General features: G+C 74.4%; 19 protein-coding genes. 9 read left to right on the top strand and 10 right to left on the bottom strand.

From position 1 onward, the window contains the following. The first annotated feature begins 68 nt into the window (after positions 1–68). The 3 genes from ATL51_RS05645 (at position 69) to ATL51_RS28005 (ending at position 2,604) form a co-directional block, all read left to right on the top strand. Complete coding sequence (locus tag ATL51_RS05645; RefSeq protein WP_100877903.1) at positions 69–968, top strand: isocitrate lyase/PEP mutase family protein; 900 nt, start codon at positions 69–71, stop codon at positions 966–968. Between the two features lie 379 nt (positions 969–1,347). Next, a complete protein-coding gene (locus tag ATL51_RS05635; protein WP_157818232.1) occupies positions 1,348–1,788 on the top strand; it encodes a DUF2795 domain-containing protein in 441 nt (146 codons plus the stop codon). 351 nt (positions 1,789–2,139) lie between these two features. Beyond that, entirely contained in the window at positions 2,140–2,604 is a 465-nt protein-coding gene (locus tag ATL51_RS28005) for a sodium-independent anion transporter (RefSeq protein ID WP_157818231.1), read from the top strand. 21 nt (positions 2,605–2,625) lie between these two features. Here ATL51_RS28005 and alc read toward each other — a convergent pair whose 3' ends face one another. The 6 genes from alc to ATL51_RS05600 are packed head-to-tail and all read right to left on the bottom strand — an operon-like array spanning position 2,626 to position 8,644. Next, positions 2,626–3,618, bottom strand: coding sequence for an allantoicase (gene alc / locus ATL51_RS05625; RefSeq protein ID WP_100877899.1), 993 nt, complete (start codon positions 3,616–3,618; stop codon positions 2,626–2,628). After that, positions 3,615–4,781: a glycerate kinase family protein gene (locus ATL51_RS05620; RefSeq protein ID WP_100877898.1), complete on the bottom strand. Its 1,167-nt coding sequence runs from the start codon at positions 4,779–4,781 to the stop codon at positions 3,615–3,617. The genes alc and ATL51_RS05620 overlap by 4 nt, the downstream gene beginning before the upstream one ends. Then, positions 4,778–6,568, bottom strand: coding sequence for a glyoxylate carboligase (gcl, locus tag ATL51_RS05615; protein WP_100877897.1), 1,791 nt, complete (start codon positions 6,566–6,568; stop codon positions 4,778–4,780). Before gcl ends, ATL51_RS05620 begins: the two co-directional genes overlap by 4 nt. Continuing rightward, positions 6,565–7,446, bottom strand: coding sequence for an NAD(P)-dependent oxidoreductase (locus tag ATL51_RS05610; RefSeq protein WP_100877896.1), 882 nt, complete (start codon positions 7,444–7,446; stop codon positions 6,565–6,567). The genes gcl and ATL51_RS05610 overlap by 4 nt, the downstream gene beginning before the upstream one ends. Continuing rightward, positions 7,443–8,231, bottom strand: coding sequence for a hydroxypyruvate isomerase family protein (locus ATL51_RS05605; protein WP_100877895.1), 789 nt, complete (start codon positions 8,229–8,231; stop codon positions 7,443–7,445). Before ATL51_RS05605 ends, ATL51_RS05610 begins: the two co-directional genes overlap by 4 nt. A 20-nt stretch (positions 8,232–8,251) precedes the next feature. Continuing rightward, positions 8,252–8,644 carry an allophanate hydrolase-related protein gene (locus ATL51_RS05600; RefSeq protein ID WP_062394669.1) on the bottom strand — a complete coding sequence of 131 codons (393 nt, stop codon included), beginning with the start codon at positions 8,642–8,644 and terminating at the stop codon, positions 8,252–8,254. 288 nt (positions 8,645–8,932) lie between these two features. Here ATL51_RS05600 and ATL51_RS05595 point away from each other — a divergent pair, with 288 nt between their 5' ends. From ATL51_RS05595 to ATL51_RS05575, 5 genes are all read left to right on the top strand, one after another. After that, entirely contained in the window at positions 8,933–10,408 is a 1,476-nt protein-coding gene (locus ATL51_RS05595; RefSeq protein ID WP_301548905.1) for an NCS1 family nucleobase:cation symporter-1, read from the top strand. After that, positions 10,408–11,142 (top strand): aspartate/glutamate racemase family protein, encoded by a 735-nt coding sequence (locus tag ATL51_RS05590; protein WP_100877894.1) that lies wholly within the window; start codon positions 10,408–10,410, stop codon positions 11,140–11,142. Before ATL51_RS05595 ends, ATL51_RS05590 begins: the two co-directional genes overlap by 1 nt. Next, positions 11,139–12,548, top strand: a complete 1,410-nt coding sequence (allB, locus tag ATL51_RS05585; protein ID WP_226369462.1) for an allantoinase AllB — start codon at positions 11,139–11,141, stop codon at positions 12,546–12,548. Before ATL51_RS05590 ends, allB begins: the two co-directional genes overlap by 4 nt. A 9-nt stretch (positions 12,549–12,557) precedes the next feature. After that, entirely contained in the window at positions 12,558–13,379 is an 822-nt protein-coding gene (locus tag ATL51_RS05580; protein ID WP_073575040.1) for an IclR family transcriptional regulator, read from the top strand. 211 nt (positions 13,380–13,590) lie between these two features. Further along, positions 13,591–14,523 carry a type IV toxin-antitoxin system AbiEi family antitoxin domain-containing protein gene (locus tag ATL51_RS05575; RefSeq protein ID WP_157818230.1) on the top strand — a complete coding sequence of 311 codons (933 nt, stop codon included), beginning with the start codon at positions 13,591–13,593 and terminating at the stop codon, positions 14,521–14,523. Positions 14,524–14,619: 96 nt separating this feature from the next. Here the strand turns inward: ATL51_RS05575 and ATL51_RS05570 are convergent, their stop codons facing one another. Genes ATL51_RS05570 through uraD form a run of 4 tightly spaced genes read right to left on the bottom strand, consistent with a single transcriptional unit; the run spans position 14,620 to position 17,870 of the window. Then, a complete protein-coding gene (locus ATL51_RS05570) occupies positions 14,620–16,116 on the bottom strand; it encodes a nucleobase:cation symporter-2 family protein (protein ID WP_100877892.1) in 1,497 nt (498 codons plus the stop codon). A gap of 28 nt (positions 16,117–16,144) precedes the next feature. Continuing rightward, positions 16,145–17,059, bottom strand: a complete 915-nt coding sequence (pucL, locus tag ATL51_RS05565) for a factor-independent urate hydroxylase (RefSeq protein WP_100877891.1) — start codon at positions 17,057–17,059, stop codon at positions 16,145–16,147. 2 nt (positions 17,060–17,061) lie between these two features. Further along, positions 17,062–17,367, bottom strand: a complete 306-nt coding sequence (locus ATL51_RS05560) for a hydroxyisourate hydrolase (RefSeq protein WP_100877890.1) — start codon at positions 17,365–17,367, stop codon at positions 17,062–17,064. Further along, on the bottom strand, positions 17,364–17,870 hold the full coding sequence (gene uraD, locus ATL51_RS05555; protein ID WP_073575035.1) for a 2-oxo-4-hydroxy-4-carboxy-5-ureidoimidazoline decarboxylase: 507 nt from the start codon (positions 17,868–17,870) through the stop codon (positions 17,364–17,366). The genes ATL51_RS05560 and uraD overlap by 4 nt, the downstream gene beginning before the upstream one ends. Positions 17,871–18,024: 154 nt before the next feature. Between uraD and ATL51_RS05550 the strand changes: the two genes are divergently transcribed. Then, a complete protein-coding gene (locus ATL51_RS05550; protein WP_100877889.1) occupies positions 18,025–18,804 on the top strand; it encodes a GNAT family N-acetyltransferase in 780 nt (259 codons plus the stop codon). The last annotated feature ends 90 nt before the right edge of the window (positions 18,805–18,894 follow it).

Genomic DNA, 18,894 nt, shown 5'->3' with positions numbered 1-18,894 from the left:
TTACGTCCGGATGACAGGCAGAGTGGGCGATGCGTGTACACAATCCAGCTCGACGAAGGGACCCCGCCGTGGCCGACCTCCTCAGCCGACCCGGGAACCGCCGGGCGCGCCTGCGTGCCCTGCTCGACGCCGGCACCCCGGTGCTCGCCCCCGGCGCCTACGACGCGCTGTCCGCGCGGCTGGTCGAGCAGGCCGGGTTCGACGTCGTCTACATGACCGGGTTCGGGACGACGGCCGGGCTGCTCGGCCGGCCCGACGTCGGCCTGCTCGGGGGTGCGGAGATGGCCGCGCACGCGGGCAGGCTGGCCGACGCCGTCGACCTCCCGCTGATCGCCGACGCGGACACCGGCTACGGCAACCCGCTCAACGTCATCCGCACCGTCCGCGACTACGAACGGGCCGGGGTCGCCGCGCTGCACCTGGAGGACCAGGTCATGCCCAAGCGGTGCGGGCACCTCGCGGGCAAGCAGGTGGTGCCCGCCGCGGAGATGGCCGCGAAGGTGCGGGCCGCCGTCGACGCCCGCACCGACCCGGACCTGCTGGTGATCGCGCGGACCGACGCCGCCGCCGTCGACGGGCTGGACGCGGCGATCGACCGGGCCCGCCGGTTCGCCGACGCCGGCGCCGACCTGCTGTTCGTGGAGGCGCCGACGTCCGAGCGCGACATCGAGACCGTCGCGACCGCGCTGGCCGGGCACCGGCTGGTGTTCAACTGGGCCGAGGGCGGCCGCACCCCGCCGCTGTCGCGCGACCGGCTGGCCGAGCTCGGGTTCGCCCTGGTCCTGTTCCCGGTGGGCACCCTGCTCGCGGCGACGGCCGGGATGCGGGAGCTGCTGGAGCGGCTGCGGGCCGAGGGCACCCCGGCGTCGCTGATCGACCGGCTCGGCGGTCTCGACGCGTTCGCCGAGCTCGCCGGGATCGGGGAGGTCCGCGAGCTGGAGCAGCGCTACCGCGCGGAGGGGGAGTGAGCTGCCCCCGGCCGCCCCGCGCCGCACACGTCTCCCTCCGGCCGGATCGCTGATACACGGCCAGGAGTGGCGGGTCGATATGTCGTCCACCACACTCAGTGGGGATGACCTTGCCGACCTGCGGACGTCGACCGGAACGGGGCGGGCGGGCAGGGTCCCGGAATCGCCCCAGGCGGTGGATCGTGCAGCACAACACTCCCCGGCTCCGCATCTGCGAACGATGCTGGTCGTCGGTCGCGGACGGCTCGGTCTGTCGGATCTTCCGGCATTCCGACCCCGCGGCCCCGCTGGAGAGGCCCGCCTTCTCCTACCGGCACCTCGACGGAGACCCGGCGTGCAGCGGGGCGCAGCAGCCCGAGCTGGAGAGGGGGTGGGCCGCGTGAGCGCACCCCCCGTGCCGGGACGCGCGCTGCGCCCGGTCCCCGCGCCGGTCCCGGCCGCCCGGACCGTGCTGTCGCCGGTCGACCCGCTGCCGGTGTCACCGGGCGACCTGGAGCGGCTGCGCGAGAACCTCGGACGCGTGCTGGCCGGTCTGCGCTGGCCCGCCCACCGCTGGCAGGTCCTCGCCGAGGCCGAGGCGTGGGGTGTGAGCGGCGTGGTCCGCCAGCAGATCCTCCCGCTGCCCGACGGGCGGTACCCGTCGTTCGAGGCCGTCGTCGAGGTGCTCACGGCCGCGGCGCGTGGCCGGCTGCGCCCGGCACCGGTGCGGCCCGCGATCGGCGCCGACCGGCTGCACCCCGCCGAGCGGGCCGGTGTCGCGCCGCGCCCGCCGCGTGCCCACGGCAGGCCCGCGCCCGCGCCGGGGCACCGCCCGGCCTGATCTCCGACGGGGCCGTGCGACCGCCCCGGACGGTGGTATGTGGGGCCGAGTCGGCCGGGGTCGGCGGTCCCGAATCCGCCGGCCCCGGCCGGGGCGACCACCCGTCCGCTCCCCAGCGACGGGTGGTGGGTCCTCGGGGTGCGTGGCCTGCGACGAGGCGGGTGCGTGCCGGTGGGAGACCGGCTGCTCACGCGAGGTGATGTATATCACGCGGTGCGGCCGGATTGGTCCGGTTTCCCCGAACCGGGCGACGGTATCGATCAAGCCGTCCGTGCGCGTGTAGACCGCGGAGCTCCGGGAAGGCCGCGGGTGTCCGGGCCCGGGCGGGCCCGGCGCGGCGAGGAGGCGGACGTGGCGGGGCAGACGGGGATCGGGCTGGCGGTCGAGACGGCGGGACCGGGGGTGCGGCTGATCCGGGTGTCCGGGCGGCTGGACCGTCCGGGAGTGGAGGCGCTGGCGCGGATGCTCGACGCGCAGGCTCGGTGCGGCCGGACCCCGGGACACGTCGTCGTCGACCTCTCCGGGGTCAACGCCTTCGACGGGCCCGCCACCGAGCGGCTCGGCGCGGTCGTCGCCCGCTCGCGTGCCGAGGGTGTGCGTCTGCACCTGGCCGGGTGCGGCGGCCGGGCGGAGCTGCTGCCGCTGCCCGCCCGCCAGGTCCTGCAGCGCTGCAGTGCCTTCCCCTCCGCCGAGGTCGCCGTCCGGACGCTGACCGCGGCCCGTGCCGGCACCGCCGGTGGTGCCGGGACCGTGCCCGGACCGCGCCGGGCAGGCGACGACCGCGCGGGTGGCAGGCCGGTCTCCTCCGGTACCTGACCCCGACCGGCCCCGGCGCCGTCAGCCCGCCGCGTCGAGGGCGCGGCGCACGGCGGCCGCGCCGTCCTCGTCGAGCTCGCCCCAGCACCGCAGCCGGGACAGCCCGCCGTCGGGGAACACGTCCAGACGCAGGTGGGTGGCCGGTGCGGCGCCCGGCAGCAGGAACCGGTGCCGGGTGTCGGGCTGCACCCGCTCGCGGTCCCGCAGCACCGTCCACGACCCGCCGGTGCGCTCGTCGCGGGTGCTGACCGAGACCCAGCCCGGCGCGTTCCCGACGAACCAGGTCGTGTCGACCTCCACGTGCCGCGGGACCCCGCCCGCGGCGAGCGCGAACTCGACCCAGTCGTTGCCGCCGTCGCGGCGCCGCGCGTTCTCCCAGCCCTCGCCCATGTGCCGCGCCTTCCCCGGCAGCAGCAGGTTGCCGGGGGAGGAGTAGAACTCGTCGGAGCAGCCGGTGACGTGTCCGCCGTTCTCCGCCGCGAGCAGGTCCACGGTGCCCTCGAGGAACCGCGGGTCGGGCAGCACCCGGCCGAGCACCCGGAACCGGGCGATCCCGCCGTCCGGGTGCATGATCAGCCGCAGGTGGGTGGCCCGGCGGGTGTCGGTCACCGGGTAGACGTTCGCGGTGTGCCCGGCGCACGCCGAGCGCGGCACGATCTCGTGCCAGGGCGCCTTCTCCAGCTCGTCGGGGGAGGGGTGGCCGTCGACGGCGGTCGCCTCGACGGCGATCTCCGGCGGGTAGTTGCCCCTGAACCAGGAGGTGTCGACGACGACGTGGTCCACCACGCCCGGCGCACCCAGGCGGACCAGCGCCCAGTCGTGGCCGGGCTCGCGGCGGCGCCGGGTCTCCCAGCCGTCGTAGACCTTGCCCTTGAGACCGAACTCGTCGGGGTCGAAGCGGGGCGGGGCGGCGGTGATGAGGTTCTCGCGCTGGGCGAAGAACTCGTCGTTCGCGGCGACGACCGAGCCGCCGAGCGCGCGGGAGGCCAGGTCGATGAGCGAGGGGTCGGTCACGGTCTGCTCCTGATCATCGGGCGGGTGGGGGACGGGTGGTCGGTGGCGATCCGGGCGCCCAGCAGACGCAGCAGCTCGGCGGCGCGGTCGACCGCGTCGCGGTGGTCGAGTGCGGTGTCGGTCAGGGCGTAGGTCGCGACGAAACCCGCGGCCCGCAGTGCGGCCGGGCCGAGGGTCACCTGCCCGGCGACGGCGACGACCGGGGCCCCGGCCGCGCGGGCGGCGGCGGCGACCCCGGCCGGGGCCTTGCCGTGCAGGGTCTGGGCGTCCAGTCTGCCCTCCCCGGTGACGACGAGGCCGGCACCGGCCAGCTCGTCGTCGAAGCCGGTCAGCTCCAGGACGGTACCGACGCCGGGTGCGACGCGCGCCCCGCAGACGGCGGTCAGCGCGAGCCCCGTCCCGCCCGCGGCACCGGCGCCGCGCGCCGCGGCGAGCGCGTCGGCATCGGTGCCGGTGGCGGCGGCGAGCACCCGCACCCAGCGGGCCAGCGCGGCGTCGAGCGCGGCGACCCCGGCGGCGTCGGCGCCCTTCTGCGGACCGTAGACGGCCGCGGCGCCGTGCGGGCCGAGCAGCGGGTTGTCGACGTCGGCGGCGAGCCGGACCCGCACGGCCGGGTCCCGCAGCCGCGGGTGCAGCCCGGCCGGGTCGAGCCGGTCGGCCCGGGCCAGCGCCGCGCCGCCCCGCCCGATCTCGGCGCCGCCGGCGTCGAGCACGCGGGCGCCGAGCCCGCGCAGCAGCCCGGCGCCGCCGTCGGTGGTGGCACTGCCCCCGAGCCCGACGACGACGTCGGTGCACCCGGCGTCGAGCACCGCGGCGAGCACGGTGCCGAGCCCCTCGGTGCCCGCGCCGCCCGGGTCGCGCACCCCGCCGGGCAGGACCGCGAGCCCGGCCGTCGACGCCAGCTCCACCAGCGCGGACGCCCCGGCCCGGGCCCAGACGGCCCTCAGCGGAGCCCCGGTGGGGCCGGTCGCGATGGTCGTGACCGGCTCCCAGCCGGCGGCCAGCGCCGCGGCGACGGTGCCCTCGCCGCCGTCGGCGACCGGGCAGCGGCGCACCGGACGGCCCGGGTCGACGTCGGCGATCCCGGCCGCGAGCGCGTCGGCGACGGCGGCGGCGTCCAGCGAGCCCTTGAACTTGTCCGGGGCCAGCAGGATCGCGCTCACCGGCGGTGGGCCAGCGCGGTCGGGGCGTCGACGGGGGTCTCGGCGAGGTCCTCGAACTCGGTGACGGCGTCGATCTCGGTGCCCATCGCGATGTTCGTGACCCGCTCCAGCACCACCTCGACCACGACCGGCACCTTGTGCTCCGAGGCGAGCTGCGACGCCCGGCGCAGGGTCGTGGCGATCTCGTCGGGCTCGGTCACTCGCAGCCCCACGCAGCCCAGCCCCTCCGCGACGCGGACGTGGTCGACGCCGTAGCCCTTGGGCAGCCCGGTCAGCTCCTCGTCGGCGTGCATGTTGTCGAAGGCCAGGGAGACCTGGAAGTCCATGTCGAACGCGCGCTGCGCCTGCCGGATCAGCCCCAGGTAGGAGTTGTTGACCACGACGTGCACATAGGGCAGTCCGAACTGGGCGCCGACCGCGAGCTCCTCCAGCATGAACTGGAAGTCGTAGTCGCCCGAGAGCGCGACGACCGGGGTCGACGGGTCGGCGACGACGGCGCCCAGCGCGGCCGGGATGGTCCAGCCGAGCGGTCCGGCCTGGCCGCAGTTGACCCAGTGCCGGGGCCGGTAGACGTGCAGGAACTGGCCGGCCGCGATCTGGGACAGCCCGATCGTCGTCACGTAGCGGGTCTCCGGGCCGAAGACCCGGTTCATCTCCTGGTACACCCGCTGCGGCTTGATCGGCACGTGGGGGAAGTCGGTGCGCCGCAGCAGCGTCGCCTTCCGCTCGCGGCACGACTCCGCCCACGCGCCGCGGTCCGGCAGCGTCCCGGCGTCGCGGCGGCGGCGGGCCTCGGCCAGCAGGGCGCGCAGCGCGGCCCCGGCGTCGGAGACCACGCCGTAGTCGGGGGCGAACACCCGCCCGATCTGGGTGGGCTCGATGTCGACGTGCACGAACCGGCGCCCGCGCCGGTAGGTGTCCAGCCCACCGGTGTGCCGGTTGGCCCAGCGGTTCCCGATCCCGACGACGACGTCGGAGGCCAGGAAGGTGGCGTTGCCGTAGCGGTGCGCGGTCTGCAGCCCGACCATCCCCGCGGCGAGCGGGTGGTCGTCGGGGATCGTGCCCCAGCCCATCAGGGTCGGCACGACCGGGACGCCGAGGAGCTCGGCCAGCTCGACGAGCTCGGCGGAGGCGTCGGCGTTGACGATGCCGCCGCCCGCGACGATCAGCGGCCGTTCGCCCTCGGCGAGCAGGTCCAGCACCCGCGACGCCTGCGGGCCGGTCATCGCGGGACGGTGAACCGGCAGCGGGGCGTAGGTGTCGGGGTCGAAGTCGATGACGGTCTGCTGCACGTCGATCGGCAGGTCGATCAGCACGGGACCGGGCCGGCCGGACCGCATGAGGTGGAACGCCTGGGCGAACGCGCCCGGCACCTGCGCCGCCTCGCGCACGGTCATCGCCATCTTGGTGACCGGTGCCGCGATGGCCGCGATGTCGACGGCCTGGAAGTCCTCCTTGTGCAGCCGCGCGACCGGCGCCTGCCCGGTGATCGCCAGGATCGGGATCGAGTCCGCCGACGCCGAGTACAGCCCGGTCACCATGTCGGTGCCCGCCGGGCCGGAGGTGCCGATGCAGACGCCGATGTTCCCCGGGCGCGCGCGGGTGAAGCCCTCGGCCATGTGCGAGGCGCCCTCGACGTGGCGGGCCAGGACGTGGCCGATCGTGCCGCGGGCGCGCATCGCGGCGTAGAAGGGGTTGATCGCCGCGCCCGGCACGCCGAACGCCTGCGTGGCGCCCTCGGCCTCCAGGATGCGGACGGCGGCCTCGGCCGCGGTCATCCGGGTCATGACGATTCCCCGTTCAGGCGGCGGACGGTGCGGTGCAGGGCGGAGTGGTCGAGGCCGCCGTCACCGGCGGCCCGGGTGGCGGCGACGAGCTGGGCGACGAGCGCGGCCACCGGGGCGACCACCCCGGCCTCGCGGGCGGAGTCGGCGACGATGCCCATGTCCTTGTCGTGCAGGTCGATCCGGAAGCCGGGGGCGTACTCCCCGGCCAGCATCTTCAGGGCCTTCTGGTCGAGGACCTTCGAGCCGGCGAGTCCGCCGCCGAGCACACGGACGGCGGCGTCGAGGTCGGCGCCGTGCGCACGCAGGAACTCGATCGCCTCGGCGAGCAGGGCGATGTTCCCGGCGACGATCAGCTGGTTCGCGGCCTTGACGGTCTGCCCGGCCCCGGACGGGCCGACGTGCACGACGGTGCTCCCGACGACGTCGAGCAGCGGGCGGGCGGCGGCCACGTCGACCTCCTCCCCGCCGACCATGATCGACAGAGCGGCGTTCTCGGCGCCCGCCTGGCCGCCGGAGACCGGGGCGTCGAGCATCCGCAGGCCGCGCTCGGCCGCGCGGGCGGCGAGGTCCCGGGCGACGTCGGGGCGGATCGTGGAGAAGTCGACCACCAGGGTGCCCGGCTCCGCGGTGTCGAACACGCCGCCGTCGCGGGTGCAGACGTCGACGACGTCGGGGGAGTCGGGCAGCATCAGCGCGACCACGTCGGCGCCGGTCACCGCCTCGGCGACCGTCGTGGCGGCCCGGCCGCCGTCGGCGGCGAGGGCCTCCGCCTTCTCCGGGCTCCGGTTGTGGCCGACGACGTCGTGCCCGGCCTTCACGAGGTGGCGGGCCATCGGGCCGCCCATGATCCCGAGGCCGACGAAGGCGATGGCGCTCATGCGGAAGCTCCTTCCCTGGTCAGCCAGCCGAACGGGTCGGCGGTGACGGGCTTGTACTCGAGGCTGACCGGGCCGTCGTAGCCGACGGCGACGACCCGGGCGAGCAGGTCGGCGATCGGCAGGTCCCCGGTGCCGGGCTCACCGCGGCCGGGGGCGTCGGCGATCTGGACGTGGCCGATCCGGTCGGCGTGGCGGTCGATCGCGGCCGCGGGGTCGTCGCCGTTCACCGCGAGGTGGTAGACGTCGAGCAGCAGCCGCAGATGCGGCGACCCGACCCGGTCGAGCACGGCGACGGCGTCGTCGGCGGTCTTCAGGGGGTAGGCGTCGACGCCGCTGACCGGTTCGAGCAGCGCGACCGCGCCGATGCGGGCGGCCGCGTCGGCGGCCAGTGCGAGGCTGCGGACAGCGGTCTCGTCCTGGACGCGCGGGTCCAGGTCGTCGCGCCGGTTGCCGTGGAGGGCGTTGAAACCGAGCGTGCCGAGCCGCTCGCCGATACCGACGGCGACGGCGACGTTGTCGGCGAACTCGCCCGCGCGGTCCGGGTCGGACAGGATGCCGCGCTCACCCGCGGGCATGTCGCCCGCGGTGAAGTTGAGCCCGGTGAGGGTGACGCCGGCGTCGGCGACGGCCGTGACGAAGGCGTCGACCTCGTGGTCGCCGGGCACGGAGTCCGCGAACGGCCACCAGAACTCGACGGCGTCGAAGCCGGCCGCCGCGGCGGCCGCGGGCCGCTCGAGCAGCGGCAGGTCGGGGAACACGATGGAGCAGTTGACGGTGTAGCGCACTTCAGGGGCCTCCTCGGTCCTCAGGCGGGCTCGGGCAGTCCCCGGTAGGCCCGCCACCCGCCGTGGGTGGTGATGTCGGTGAGCTCGTCGCGCTGGCGCTCCAGCACACCGGGCCGCAACCCGACGGCGAGGACGTCGCGGCCGTCGTCGAGCTCGATGACGGTGAGCTCGAGCTCCGGCGGCTCGTCGGGCAGGAAGTCGGTGCGGATCGCCGAGAGCGGGACGTCGTAGATCTCCCCGGCCAGCGGCACGCCGCCGGAGGGGTCCTCCAGCAGGGCCGGGAACTGGTCGCGTACCGAGTACATGCGGTAGTGCGGAGCGGTCCGGACCCCGCCCAGGAACGGGTGGGCGGACACGTTGTGGTGGAGCCGGCCGCCGCGCATCGCGTCACCGGAACAGAAGAGGGCAGTCACCGGAGCCTCCGATCATTCCGCAATGCGGAAAAGTGATTCCGTTGTGCGGTGTGAATCGGACCACGGCGTCAGGGGGCTGTCAAGCATCGTCGTCGCCGGCGACCCCTTGACGCTTGCGTGACCGGCGCCATAGCTTGATTCCGCTACGTAAGAGATTCGTTTCACATCGCGGAAATCAGCGCGTCACATCGGACGCGCCACGACGTGGGAACCGAGGTGGCCCCGATGACGGGACCCGGAACGAGCGACCGACCCGCAGCAGCCCCGACCGGTGAGCGGGTGGCCGCCGTGCCCGTCACGCAGGACCGCGCCGACGCACCGAGCCCCCGGCTCTACAACCGCGACCTCGCGCCCACCACCGTCGAGGGACGGTCGTGGAAGGCCTACAACATCTTCACCCTGTGGGCCGTCGACGTGCACAGCCTGGGCAACTACGGCTTCGCGCTCGGCCTGTTCGCGCTCGGCCTCGGCGCCTGGCAGATCCTGGTCTCGCTCGGCATCGGTGCGCTGGTGCTGTTCGTGCTGCTCACCGTCGCCGGGTACATGGGCTACCGGACGGGCCTGCCGTTCCCGGTGATGAGCCGGATCTCCTTCGGCGTGCGCGGTGCCCAGCTCCCGGCCCTGGTGCGGGGCGCGGTCGCGATCGCCTGGTTCGGCATCCAGACCTACCTCGCCACCCGGGTGCTCGTCGTGATGGTCCTGGCCGTGGCGCCGTCGGCCGGTGCGCTGGAGCAGGTCTCGTTCCTGGGGCTGTCGGTGCTGGGCTGGATCTGCTTCGTCGTCCTGTGGGTCGTGCAGGTGGCGATCCTGCTGCGCGGCATGGACGGCATCCGCCGCTACGAGGCCGTCGCCGGCCCGATCGTGCTGGTGACCCTCGCGGTGCTCGCGGGCTGGGTGCTGTGGCAGACCGGTGGCGACATCGCGCTGTCGGTGCCCGAGCCGCTGACCGGCGGGGCGATGTGGGTGCAGATCCTCGCCGGGGCGTCGCTGTGGACGGCGATCTACGGCACCTTCGTCCTCAACTTCTGCGACTTCACCCGCGGCGCGGTGTCCACCGGAGCGGTCCGGCGTGGCAGCTTCTGGGGGATCCTGCCGAACACACTGTTCTTCGGCGTCGTCGTCGTGGTGCTGGCGGGCGGCCAGCTGCGGATCGGCGGCCAGGTGATCTCCAGCCCGGCCGACGTCGTCAACACCATCCCCAACACCCCGCTGCTGCTGGTCGCCTCCGCGGCGCTGCTGATCCTGACGATCGCGGTCAACCTGATGGCGAACTTCGTGGCCCCCTGCTACGCCCTGTCGAACCTGTTCCCGCGGGTGCTCGACTTCCGTCGGGCCGGGGTGGTGAGCGCGCTGATCGGGCTGATCATCCTGCCCTGGAACCTGTACGACTCCCCGGTGGTGATCACCTACTTCCTGGGGGTGCTCGGCGCGCTGCTCGGCCCGCTGTTCGGGATCGTGATGGCCGACTACTGGCTGGTGCGGCGCGGACGCATCGACGTCCCCGCGCTCTACACCGAGGCGAGCACCGGCGCCTACCACTACCGCGGCGGGGTCAACCGGCGCGCGGTCGCGGTGTTCGTGCCGTCCGCCGTGGTCGCGGTCGCCGTCGGGTTCGTCCCCGCGCTGGAGCCGGTCGCGCCGTTCAGCTGGTTCCTCGGCGCCGGGATCGCGGCGCTGCTGACCGTGCTCGTCGCCCCACGCGGACGGACCCACCGCGCGGTCTCCGGGGAGTCGCTGGCCGTCGCACCGACCGGGGGCCACTGATGAGGATCGTCGTCGTCAACGTCAACACCACGGTGTCGGTCACCGAGGCGATCGCCGCGTCGGCCCGCTCGGTCGCCGCGCCCGGCACCGAGATCGTCGGGCTGACGCCCCGGTTCGGTGCCGAGTCGGTCGAGGGCAACCTGGAGAGTTACCTGGCCGCGGTCGGGGTCGCCGACGCCGTCGCGCGTTACGCCGCCTCCGGCGAGCGGTTCGACGCGGTGATCCAGGCCGGCTACGGCGAGCACGGCCGCGAGGGCCTGCAGGAGATGCTCGACGTGCCCGTCGTCGACATCACCGAGGCCGCCGCGACCACCGCGATGTACCTCGGCCACCGCTACTCGGTGGTGACCACCCTGGACCGCACCGTGCCGCTCATCTCCGACCGGCTGCTGCTCGCCGGGCTGGACCGGCGCTGCGCCTCGGTGCGCGCCTCCGGGCTCGCGGTGCTGGAGCTCGAGCAGGACCCGGACCGCGCGGTCGCCGCGATCGTCGAGCAGGCCCGGGTCGCGGTCGAGCAGGACCACGCCGAGGTGATCTGCCTCGGCTGCGGCGGCATGGCCGGGCTGGATGCGACGGTGCGTGCCGAGACCGGCGTCCCCGTCGTCGACGGGGTGCAGGCCGCGGTCACCGTCGCCGAGTCGCTGGTCCGGCTCGGCCTGACCACCTCGACGAGCCGCACCTACGCGGCACCCCGTACCAAGAAGATCACCGGATTCCCCCTGGAGATGTCATGACCAGCTACGACCTGGTGGTCCGCGGGAAGCGGATCATGACCACGGCGGGCGAGCAGCCCCGCGAGATCGGCGTGACCGGCGGGCGGATCGTCGCCATCGAGCCGCTCGGCAACGGCCTCGACGGGGCCCGGGTGATCGACCTCGCCGACGACGAGGTGCTGCTGCCCGGTCTCGTCGACACCCACGTGCACGTCAACGAGCCCGGCCGCACCGAGTGGGAGGGCTTCGCCTCGGCGACCCGGGCCGCCGCGGCGGGCGGGGTCACCACGATCGTCGACATGCCGCTGAACTCGATCCCGCCGACCGTCGACGTCGCGGCGCTGGAGGTGAAGCGCAAGGTCGCCGAGCACCAGGCGTTCGTCGACGTCGGCTTCTGGGGCGGCGCGGTGCCGGGCAACCTCGGCGACCTGCGCGGCCTGCACGACGAGGGCGTCTTCGGGTTCAAGTGCTTCCTGCTGCACTCCGGCGTCGACGAGTTCCCGCCGCTCGACGCCGACGAGATGGAACGCGACATGGCCGAGCTGGCCACCTTCGACGCCGTCATGATCGTGCACGCCGAGGACTCCCGGGCCATCGAGAAGGCGCCCACACCGCACGGCGCGAAGTACGACACCTTCCTGCGCTCGCGCCCGCGCGGCGCGGAGAACCTGGCGATCGCCGAGGTCATCGAGCGGGCCCGCTGGACCGGGGCGCGCGCGCACGTGCTGCACGTGTCCTCCTCCGACGCGCTGCCGATGATCGCCACCGCGCGGCGCGACGGCGTCCGGATCACCGCCGAGACCTGCCCGCACTACCTCACGCTGTTCGCCGAGGAGATCCCCGACGGCGCCACCACGCACAAGTGCTGCCCGCCGATCCGCGAGGCGTCGAACCGGGAGCTGCTGTGGGAGGGCCTGCTCGACGGGACGATCGACTGCATCGTGTCCGACCACTCGCCCAGCACCGCCGAGCTGAAGCTGCTCGACTCCGGGGACTTCGGGCTCGCCTGGGGCGGGGTGTCGTCGCTGCAGCTGGGGCTGTCGCTGGTGTGGAGCGAGGCCCGCCGGCGCGGCATCGGGCTCGCGCAGGTGGTGCAGTGGATGGCGTCGAAGCCCGCCGACCTGGTCGGGCTGCGTTCCAAGGGCCGGATCGCGCTCGGCTACGACGCCGACCTCGCGGTCTTCGCCCCCGACGCCGCCTTCGTCGTGGACCCGGACCGGCTGCACCACAAGAACAAGGTGAGCGCCTACGCCGGCCGGTCGCTGTCCGGCGTGGTCCGGCGCACCGTCCTGGGCGGCCGCGACGTCGACGTGTCCGGTGAGCCGCACGGCAGGCTGCTGCGCCGCGGCTCGGTGGAGCGGGTGACGGGTGCACCCGGCGCCCCGGACGGCACCGAGGTCCCGGCCGCACCGCCCGAGCAGGGCTAGACTTCCGTCATGCGGAAGAACGATCCCGACAGTCGCGTCGGTGCCGCCGCGGACGTCGCCGCGGCGGCACCGGCCCGCTCGGGGACCGTGCAGTCCGTGGAGCGGGCCGTGGACCTGCTGGAGGCGATGGCCGACGCGGGCGGCACGGTCAGCCTGTCCCACCTCGCGGCCACCTCCGGTCTCCCGCTGCCCACCATCCACCGGCTCGTCCGGACCCTGGCCGGGCGCGGCTACGTCCGCCAGCAGTCCTCGCGGGAGTACGCCCTCGGCCCCCGCCTGGTGCGCCTGGGTGACACCGCCGGGCGTCTGGTGGGGATGTGGGCCCGGCCCCGGCTCGCCGCACTGGTCGACGACCTGGGGGAGAGCGCCAACCTGGCGCTGCTGGAGGGGAACCAGGTCGTCTACGTCGCCCAGGAGCCCGGCCGGCACTCGATGCGGATGTTCACCGAGGTCGGGCGACGGGTGTCGCCGCACTGCACCGCCGTCGGGAAGGCCCTGCTGTCCCGGATGCCGGTCGAGCGGGCGCGGGAGGTGCTGCGGCACACCGACTTCGTGCGGCACACCGACAACACGATCACCTCGCCCGAGGAGTACTTCGCCGAGCTCGACAAGGTCCGTGCCGCCGGGTACGCCGTCGACGAGGGCGAGCAGGAGCTGGGGGTGCGGTGCGTCGCCGTCGCGCTCGACGGGCCGCTGCCCGCCGCGGTGTCCATCTCCGGCCCGACGACCCGGATGACCGACGCGCTCCTCGACTCCGCCGTGCCGAAGCTGCGGTCCGTGGCCGACGCGCTGGTGACCGAGCTGGCCCGGCAGGACGCCGCGGGGGTCTGAGGCCGGGCCTCCTGCCGGCGTCGCCCACACCGCGGCCGACGTTGCCGGATCTCGACGGGCCCGACCATGATCGGAGATCCGGAAGGGATCGGTGCCACTGCCGGCACCGATCCCTTCCGAGTCCTCGATCACCACGGGGATGCGGTTCGCGATCGCCACCGGAACGGAGCGAACGGGCCCGGCCGGGGCGCCGCGGCCGGATGCTCCGGCGATGACCGAGAGCCCGGACAGCGGCCACGACATCCCCTCCGCCGGTCCCTCCGCCGGCCCCTCCGGCGTGGCCGGAGGGGTCGCCGCGTTGCTGGTCCGGCAGGCCGGCGTCATCAGCCGGGCCCAGGCCATCGCCTGCGGTATGTCGGGGCGCACCGTCGCCCGCCGGGCGTCGACCGGGGCATGGTGCATGGTGCACCCCGGGGTCTACCTGGTCGCCGGGCACCGACCGGGACACGAGAGCAGGGTCCGAGCGGCGGCGCTCTGGGCCGGTCCGCGGGCGACGTTGAGCGGGCCCGCAGCCGCGTTCTGGCACCGGATGCTCGACGAGCCGCCCGGCACGATCGGGTTCACGGTCCCGCGCACGATGCACCGGGTCCCCGTCCCCGGGGTGACGCTGCGCAGGCGGGTCCTGGACCCGGCCGACCGGACGGTGCTGCACGGCGTCGCGGTGACGACGCCGACGTGCACCGTGCTGGAGACCGCCCCGGTGGCGGGGCCTCGCTTCCTCGACCGTGCCCTGCAACGTCACGTCGGCTTCGCCGAGCTGCACGCGGCCTACTGCCGGCACATGGGTGCCCGCGGGAACCGGGGGATGGGGGAGCTCCTCGTCGCATGCGCCGACCGCGCCGACTCGGTGGCCGAGCGCCGCATGATGCGGTTGCTCCGGGACGCGGGTGTGACCGGGTGGGTGCACGGCCACCGGTTCGGCCCGTGGACGCTGGACCTGGCGTTCCCGGAGCGCAGGCTGGCGATCGAGGTCGACGGCTGGGCCTGGCACGTGGACGCCGAGCGCTTCGCCGCGGACCGGCGCAAGGGCAACGCGCTCGGCACCGCCGGGTGGGTCCTGCTGCGGTTCACCTGGGCGGACCTGACCGGAGCACCGGAGCTCGTCGTGCGCCGTGTCCGTGAGGTCCTGGCCGCCGCAGCGTGACCGGCCCCGGACCGGCAGCGGTGATCGTCATCCCGGAAGGGATCCGTGCCACGGACTGCACCGGGCCCTTCCGGGACGACGATCATGCTGCGGCGCTCAGTCGTCCCTGACCTGGGTGCCCGGCTTCGCCGTGACCGGCTCGTAGGACTCCGGGCCCAGCACCTCGCCCGAGGCCAGGATCCGGATCTCCCCGGTCTGCACCAGCACCGCAGGGCCCGCCGCGACGACCGACGGCGCCGACGGCCGTCCGGGGGCGAACACGTTGAAGAACAGGTTGAGCAGCACCGCGACGATCGCCGCCGAGCTGATGCCGGAGTGGAAGATCGTCGCGAACCAGTCCGGGAAGTTCGCCCAGAAGTCCGGCGAGACCACCGGGACCAGGCCGAACGCCACCGACGCCGCGACGATCACCATGTTGTTGGTCCCGCGGTACTCGACCGCGGCGAGCGTCCGGATGCCGCTGGCGGCGACCGTGCCGAACAGCACGATGCCCGCCCCGCCGAGCACCGGCTGCGGGATCGCCGAGAACACCGCGGACGCCATCGGCGAGAGCCCCAGCACCAGCAGGAGCAGCCCACCGGCGGCGACGGCGAACCGGCTCCGGATCCCGGTCAGCGCGACGAGCCCGACGTTCTGGGCGAACGCCGTCGCCGGGAAGGAGTTGAACACCGGCGCGACCACCGAGGCGGCCATGTCGGCGCGCAGACCGTCGCCGACCCGGCGGGCGTCCACCCGGGTCTCGACGACCTCGCCGACCGCGAGGATGTCGGCAGTGGTCTCCACCATGATCACCAGGACCACGATGACCATCGAGACGGTCGCCCCGACCGTGAACAGCGGGGTGCCGAACGCGAACGGCGCGGGCAGCGCGGCGACGCTCGCGCCGCCGACGCCGGAGAAGTCGCTCAGCCCGGCCACCAGCGCGACGACGGTCCCGACCAGCAGCCCGAGCAGCACCGACAGCCGCGAGAGCACCGCGATCTTCCCGGCGACGACCACCACCAGGAAGGTGAACCCGGCCAGCGCGATCGAGGGCAGCGCGGCGAACTCGGGGTTGGGCACCGTCGCCCCGCCCACGGTGACGGTCTCCCGGCCGGTGATCCAGCCGGTCGCCACCGGCATCAGCGACAGCCCGATCACGGTGATGATCGACCCCGTCACCACCGGCGGGAACAGCCGTACCACCCGGGCGAAGAACGGGGTGATGAGAAGCCCGGCCGCCGCCGCGACGATCACCGCGCCGTAGACGGTGCGCAGGCCGTCGGTGCCGTCGTCGCCGACGATCGCGATCATCGTCGACACCGAGGCGAACGACGTGCCCTGCACCAGTGGCAGCTGCGACCCGAAGAACGGCAGGCCGAGGGTCTGCAGCAGGGTGGCGAGCCCGCTGATGAACAGCCCGGAGGCGACGAGCACGGCGCTCTGCGCGGGGGTGAGCCCGGCCGCACCGCCGATGATGATCGGTACTGCGATCACGCCGCCGAACATCGCGAGGATGTGCTGGACGCCGTAGCCGATCGTCGGCCCGATCCCGAGCCGTTCGTCCTCCGGGCGCAGTGCCTGTTCCGTGCTCGTGGCCTGTTCCGTGCTCATGGCGGATCCCCTCGGTGGGAGTGGCGGGTCAGACGAACGACGGCACGTCGGTCCACGCCTCCGGCGCCGGGGTCACGCCGTCACGGACGACGGTGCCCTCGATCAGGCCGTAGGGGCGGTCCGCGGCGTGGAAGACCTCGTTCGGGTTCTTGAGCCCGAACGGCGACAGGTCGGAGAGGAAGTGGTGCTTGTTGGGCATCGCGAACCGGATCTCGGCGACGCCGTCGCAGGCCTCGACCGCGGCCCGGCCCATCTCGTAGAGCGACTGCTGCAGCGCGAGCGAGTGGGTGGTGGCGAACGCCGACAGCATCGCCGCGCCGATCGCGTCGTAGGCGCCGTTGAAGTCGATCCCGGCGGCGACGGCGTCGGGCAGGTAGCGCCAGCGCGCGGTGACCGAGGTGGCGAGGATGCGGTCGTCGGTCTCGACCAGGGTGGTGTAGCGGTCGCGCGGGAACCCGTGGAACTCGCTGCCGGTGGACTTCAGCACGGTGAGATCTTTCAGCCCGGCGGTGACGTGGGTGGCCCCGCCGGTCTTCTGCACCGTCGCCAGCCGGGTGGCCCGGCCCTTCCGGACGAACGAGTGGTCGTGCTCGGCGCCGTCGACGACGATCCGCTCCCACTCGTACAGCTCGGCCTGCCAGAGCCCGCCGGTGATCCAGTCGAACTCGCCGGTGAAGTGGTCGCCGAGCAGCAGCAGGAACTCCTCGGGCGAGGTGATCCCGTGCTCGGAGGCGAAGGCGTACACCACGTTCTTCTGGGTGTCGGTGGCGACGACCTTGGAGTTGTCGCCGGTCAGGTAGCTGCTCTCCAGGGCGGCGCCCCGCAGCTGGCTGGTCACGTTGAGGTCGGTGATCTCGTGCCGGGCGGTGTCGCGCACGACCCGCACGACGCGGACCTCCGCCTTGCCGTACTTGTTGTCGCCGAGGTGGACCGAGACGGACATGATCAGCTCCCGAGGTAGGTGGAGTAGGAGTAGGGCGACAGCAGCAGCGGGACGTGGTGGTGGCGGTCCGTGCGCTCCGGGCGGAACGCGATCGACACCTCCGGGAAGAACGGGCTCGGCGTCGTGAACGTGATCCGGTGCAGCACCCCCGCGGTGAGCGCGGCGGACTCCGGGGCGCGCCAGCGGCCGTCGTCGTCGGTGGTGCCCGACGCCAGCACGGTCCCGTCCGCGCCGGTCAGGGTGACCGGGACGCCGGTGGCCGGGCGGCCCGCCGCGGCGTCGAGGACGTGGGTGGAGAAGCTGCTCATGCCAGCACCTGCCGCATCCGCAGGGCGGTGATCTCGGCCAGCTGACCGGCGGCCTCGGCGCGCTCGGCGGCCGGGTCGTTGCCCAGCCTGCGCTCCAGCTCGGCGAGGATCTGCCCGGCGTCGCGGCCTGCGGCCCGGATCAGGAAGACGTGGCCGAAGCGCTGCTCGTAGGCGGCGTTGCCGGCGGCGAGCCGGGCTGCGGTGTCCGCACCGGTGTCCACACCGGACTGTTCGGAACGGGAGAACGCGGCGCCGTCGGCATGGGCGCCGCCGGGGCGCTCGCCGATGCGGGGGTGTCCGGCCAGCGCGGCGTCGATCTCGGCGCTGTCCAGGGCGAGGACCGCCTTCTCCGCCGCGGCGACGGCGTCGTCGACGCTGCCGTAGGGGCGTCCGGCCAGCAGCCGGTCCGCCCACCCCGGCGAGGTGGCGCAGGCACGCAGGGCCGGGCGCAGCTCGTCGGGCGGGGCGGTGTTGAGTCGGTCGAGGGTCAGGTCGTCCGGCATGGGTCCTGCTTCCGTACTCGTCCGTGAATTTTCACGATGCGGAATCGTGGTTCCGAAGTGTCATCAGTGTTGGTTTCGCGACGGCAGGGTGTCAAGGGTCACCCGGCCGAACGGCCCTGCCGGAGCACGCGGGACCGGCGGACCATCCCCGGTCATGACCACCGAGACGCTCACCACCGGTTGGGAGCCGGACAGCCCGGTCGGGGACAGCCTCGCGCGCCGGTTCGTGCACGCCTACGCCGACCGGACCACCGCGATGGCGGCCCGGGCCGGGGGGCGGGCCCGACGGGTGGCCGGTGCCGTCCTGGCCGACCCCGGGTCCCCGTTCGGCTACGACAACGCGGTCGTCCTGACCGCCCCGCCGGACCCCGACGGCCTGCGCCGGGTGCTCGACGACGCGGCCGCCTTCTTCCCGCGGCACCGCTGGTGGGTGCTGCTCTCGCTGTTCGCGCTGCCCGACCTGAGCGGGTACGGGCTGGTGCGGGTCGGCCATCCGCCGCTGATGTTCCGCCCGCCGGGACCGCTGCCACCGCCTCCGCCGGACCTGTGGATCCGGACGGTGCCCGACGCCGATCCGGCCGACTTCGAGCGCGTCCTGGTCGCCGGCTACGGCCTCGCCGAGGTGGGGCGGCCTGCCGTCGCGGACCCGCGGTCCGGGAGCCTGCTGCACCTGGTCGTCGGGTACGCCGGGGGCGAGCCGGTCGCGACGGCCGGGGCGGGCGTGCACCACGGCGTGGTCGAGGTCGACTGGGTGTCGGTGCTGCCGGAGCACCGGGGCCGCGGGTTCGGCGGGGCGGTCACCGCGGCCGTCTGCGCGGCCGCGCCCGGGCTGCCGTCGCTGCTGATCTCCAGCGACGACGGCCACCCGGTCTACCGCCGGCTGGGCTTCTGGGACCTGTTCCGCACGACGATGTGGGAGCACCCGCCCTCCTGACCGACCGCCCAGCGTCCCCGCCCGCCCTCGCCCGTCGCCACCGTCGTCGCGGGGCCGCCGTCCGCCCCGTCCACCCCGTCCACCCCGTCC

The organism is Pseudonocardia alni (genome assembly GCF_002813375.1).
Taxonomy (GTDB): Bacteria; Actinomycetota; Actinomycetes; order Mycobacteriales; family Pseudonocardiaceae; genus Pseudonocardia; species Pseudonocardia alni.
The sequence above is the reverse complement of the archived record's forward strand: the minus strand, read 5'-3'. Positions and strand labels throughout refer to the sequence as shown.

Excerpts from the sequence above, each read along its gene's own strand:
- gcl (WP_100877897.1), bottom strand. The coding sequence starts at position 6,568 with ATGACCCGGATGACCGCGGCCGAGGCCGCCGTCCGCATCCTGGAGGCC.
- ATL51_RS05610 (WP_100877896.1), bottom strand. The coding sequence starts at position 7,446 with ATGAGCGCCATCGCCTTCGTCGGCCTCGGGATCATGGGCGGCCCGATG.
- ATL51_RS05590 (WP_100877894.1), top strand. The coding sequence starts at position 10,408 with ATGAGGATCGTCGTCGTCAACGTCAACACCACGGTGTCGGTCACCGAG.
- allB (WP_226369462.1), top strand. The coding sequence starts at position 11,139 with ATGACCAGCTACGACCTGGTGGTCCGCGGGAAGCGGATCATGACCACG.
- ATL51_RS05580 (WP_073575040.1), top strand. The coding sequence starts at position 12,558 with ATGCGGAAGAACGATCCCGACAGTCGCGTCGGTGCCGCCGCGGACGTC.
- ATL51_RS05575 (WP_157818230.1), top strand. The coding sequence starts at position 13,591 with ATGACCGAGAGCCCGGACAGCGGCCACGACATCCCCTCCGCCGGTCCC.
- ATL51_RS05570 (WP_100877892.1), bottom strand. The coding sequence starts at position 16,116 with ATGAGCACGGAACAGGCCACGAGCACGGAACAGGCACTGCGCCCGGAG.
- pucL (WP_100877891.1), bottom strand. The coding sequence starts at position 17,059 with ATGTCCGTCTCGGTCCACCTCGGCGACAACAAGTACGGCAAGGCGGAG.
- ATL51_RS05560 (WP_100877890.1), bottom strand. The coding sequence starts at position 17,367 with ATGAGCAGCTTCTCCACCCACGTCCTCGACGCCGCGGCGGGCCGCCCG.
- uraD (WP_073575035.1), bottom strand. The coding sequence starts at position 17,870 with ATGCCGGACGACCTGACCCTCGACCGACTCAACACCGCCCCGCCCGAC.
- ATL51_RS05550 (WP_100877889.1), top strand. The coding sequence starts at position 18,025 with ATGACCACCGAGACGCTCACCACCGGTTGGGAGCCGGACAGCCCGGTC.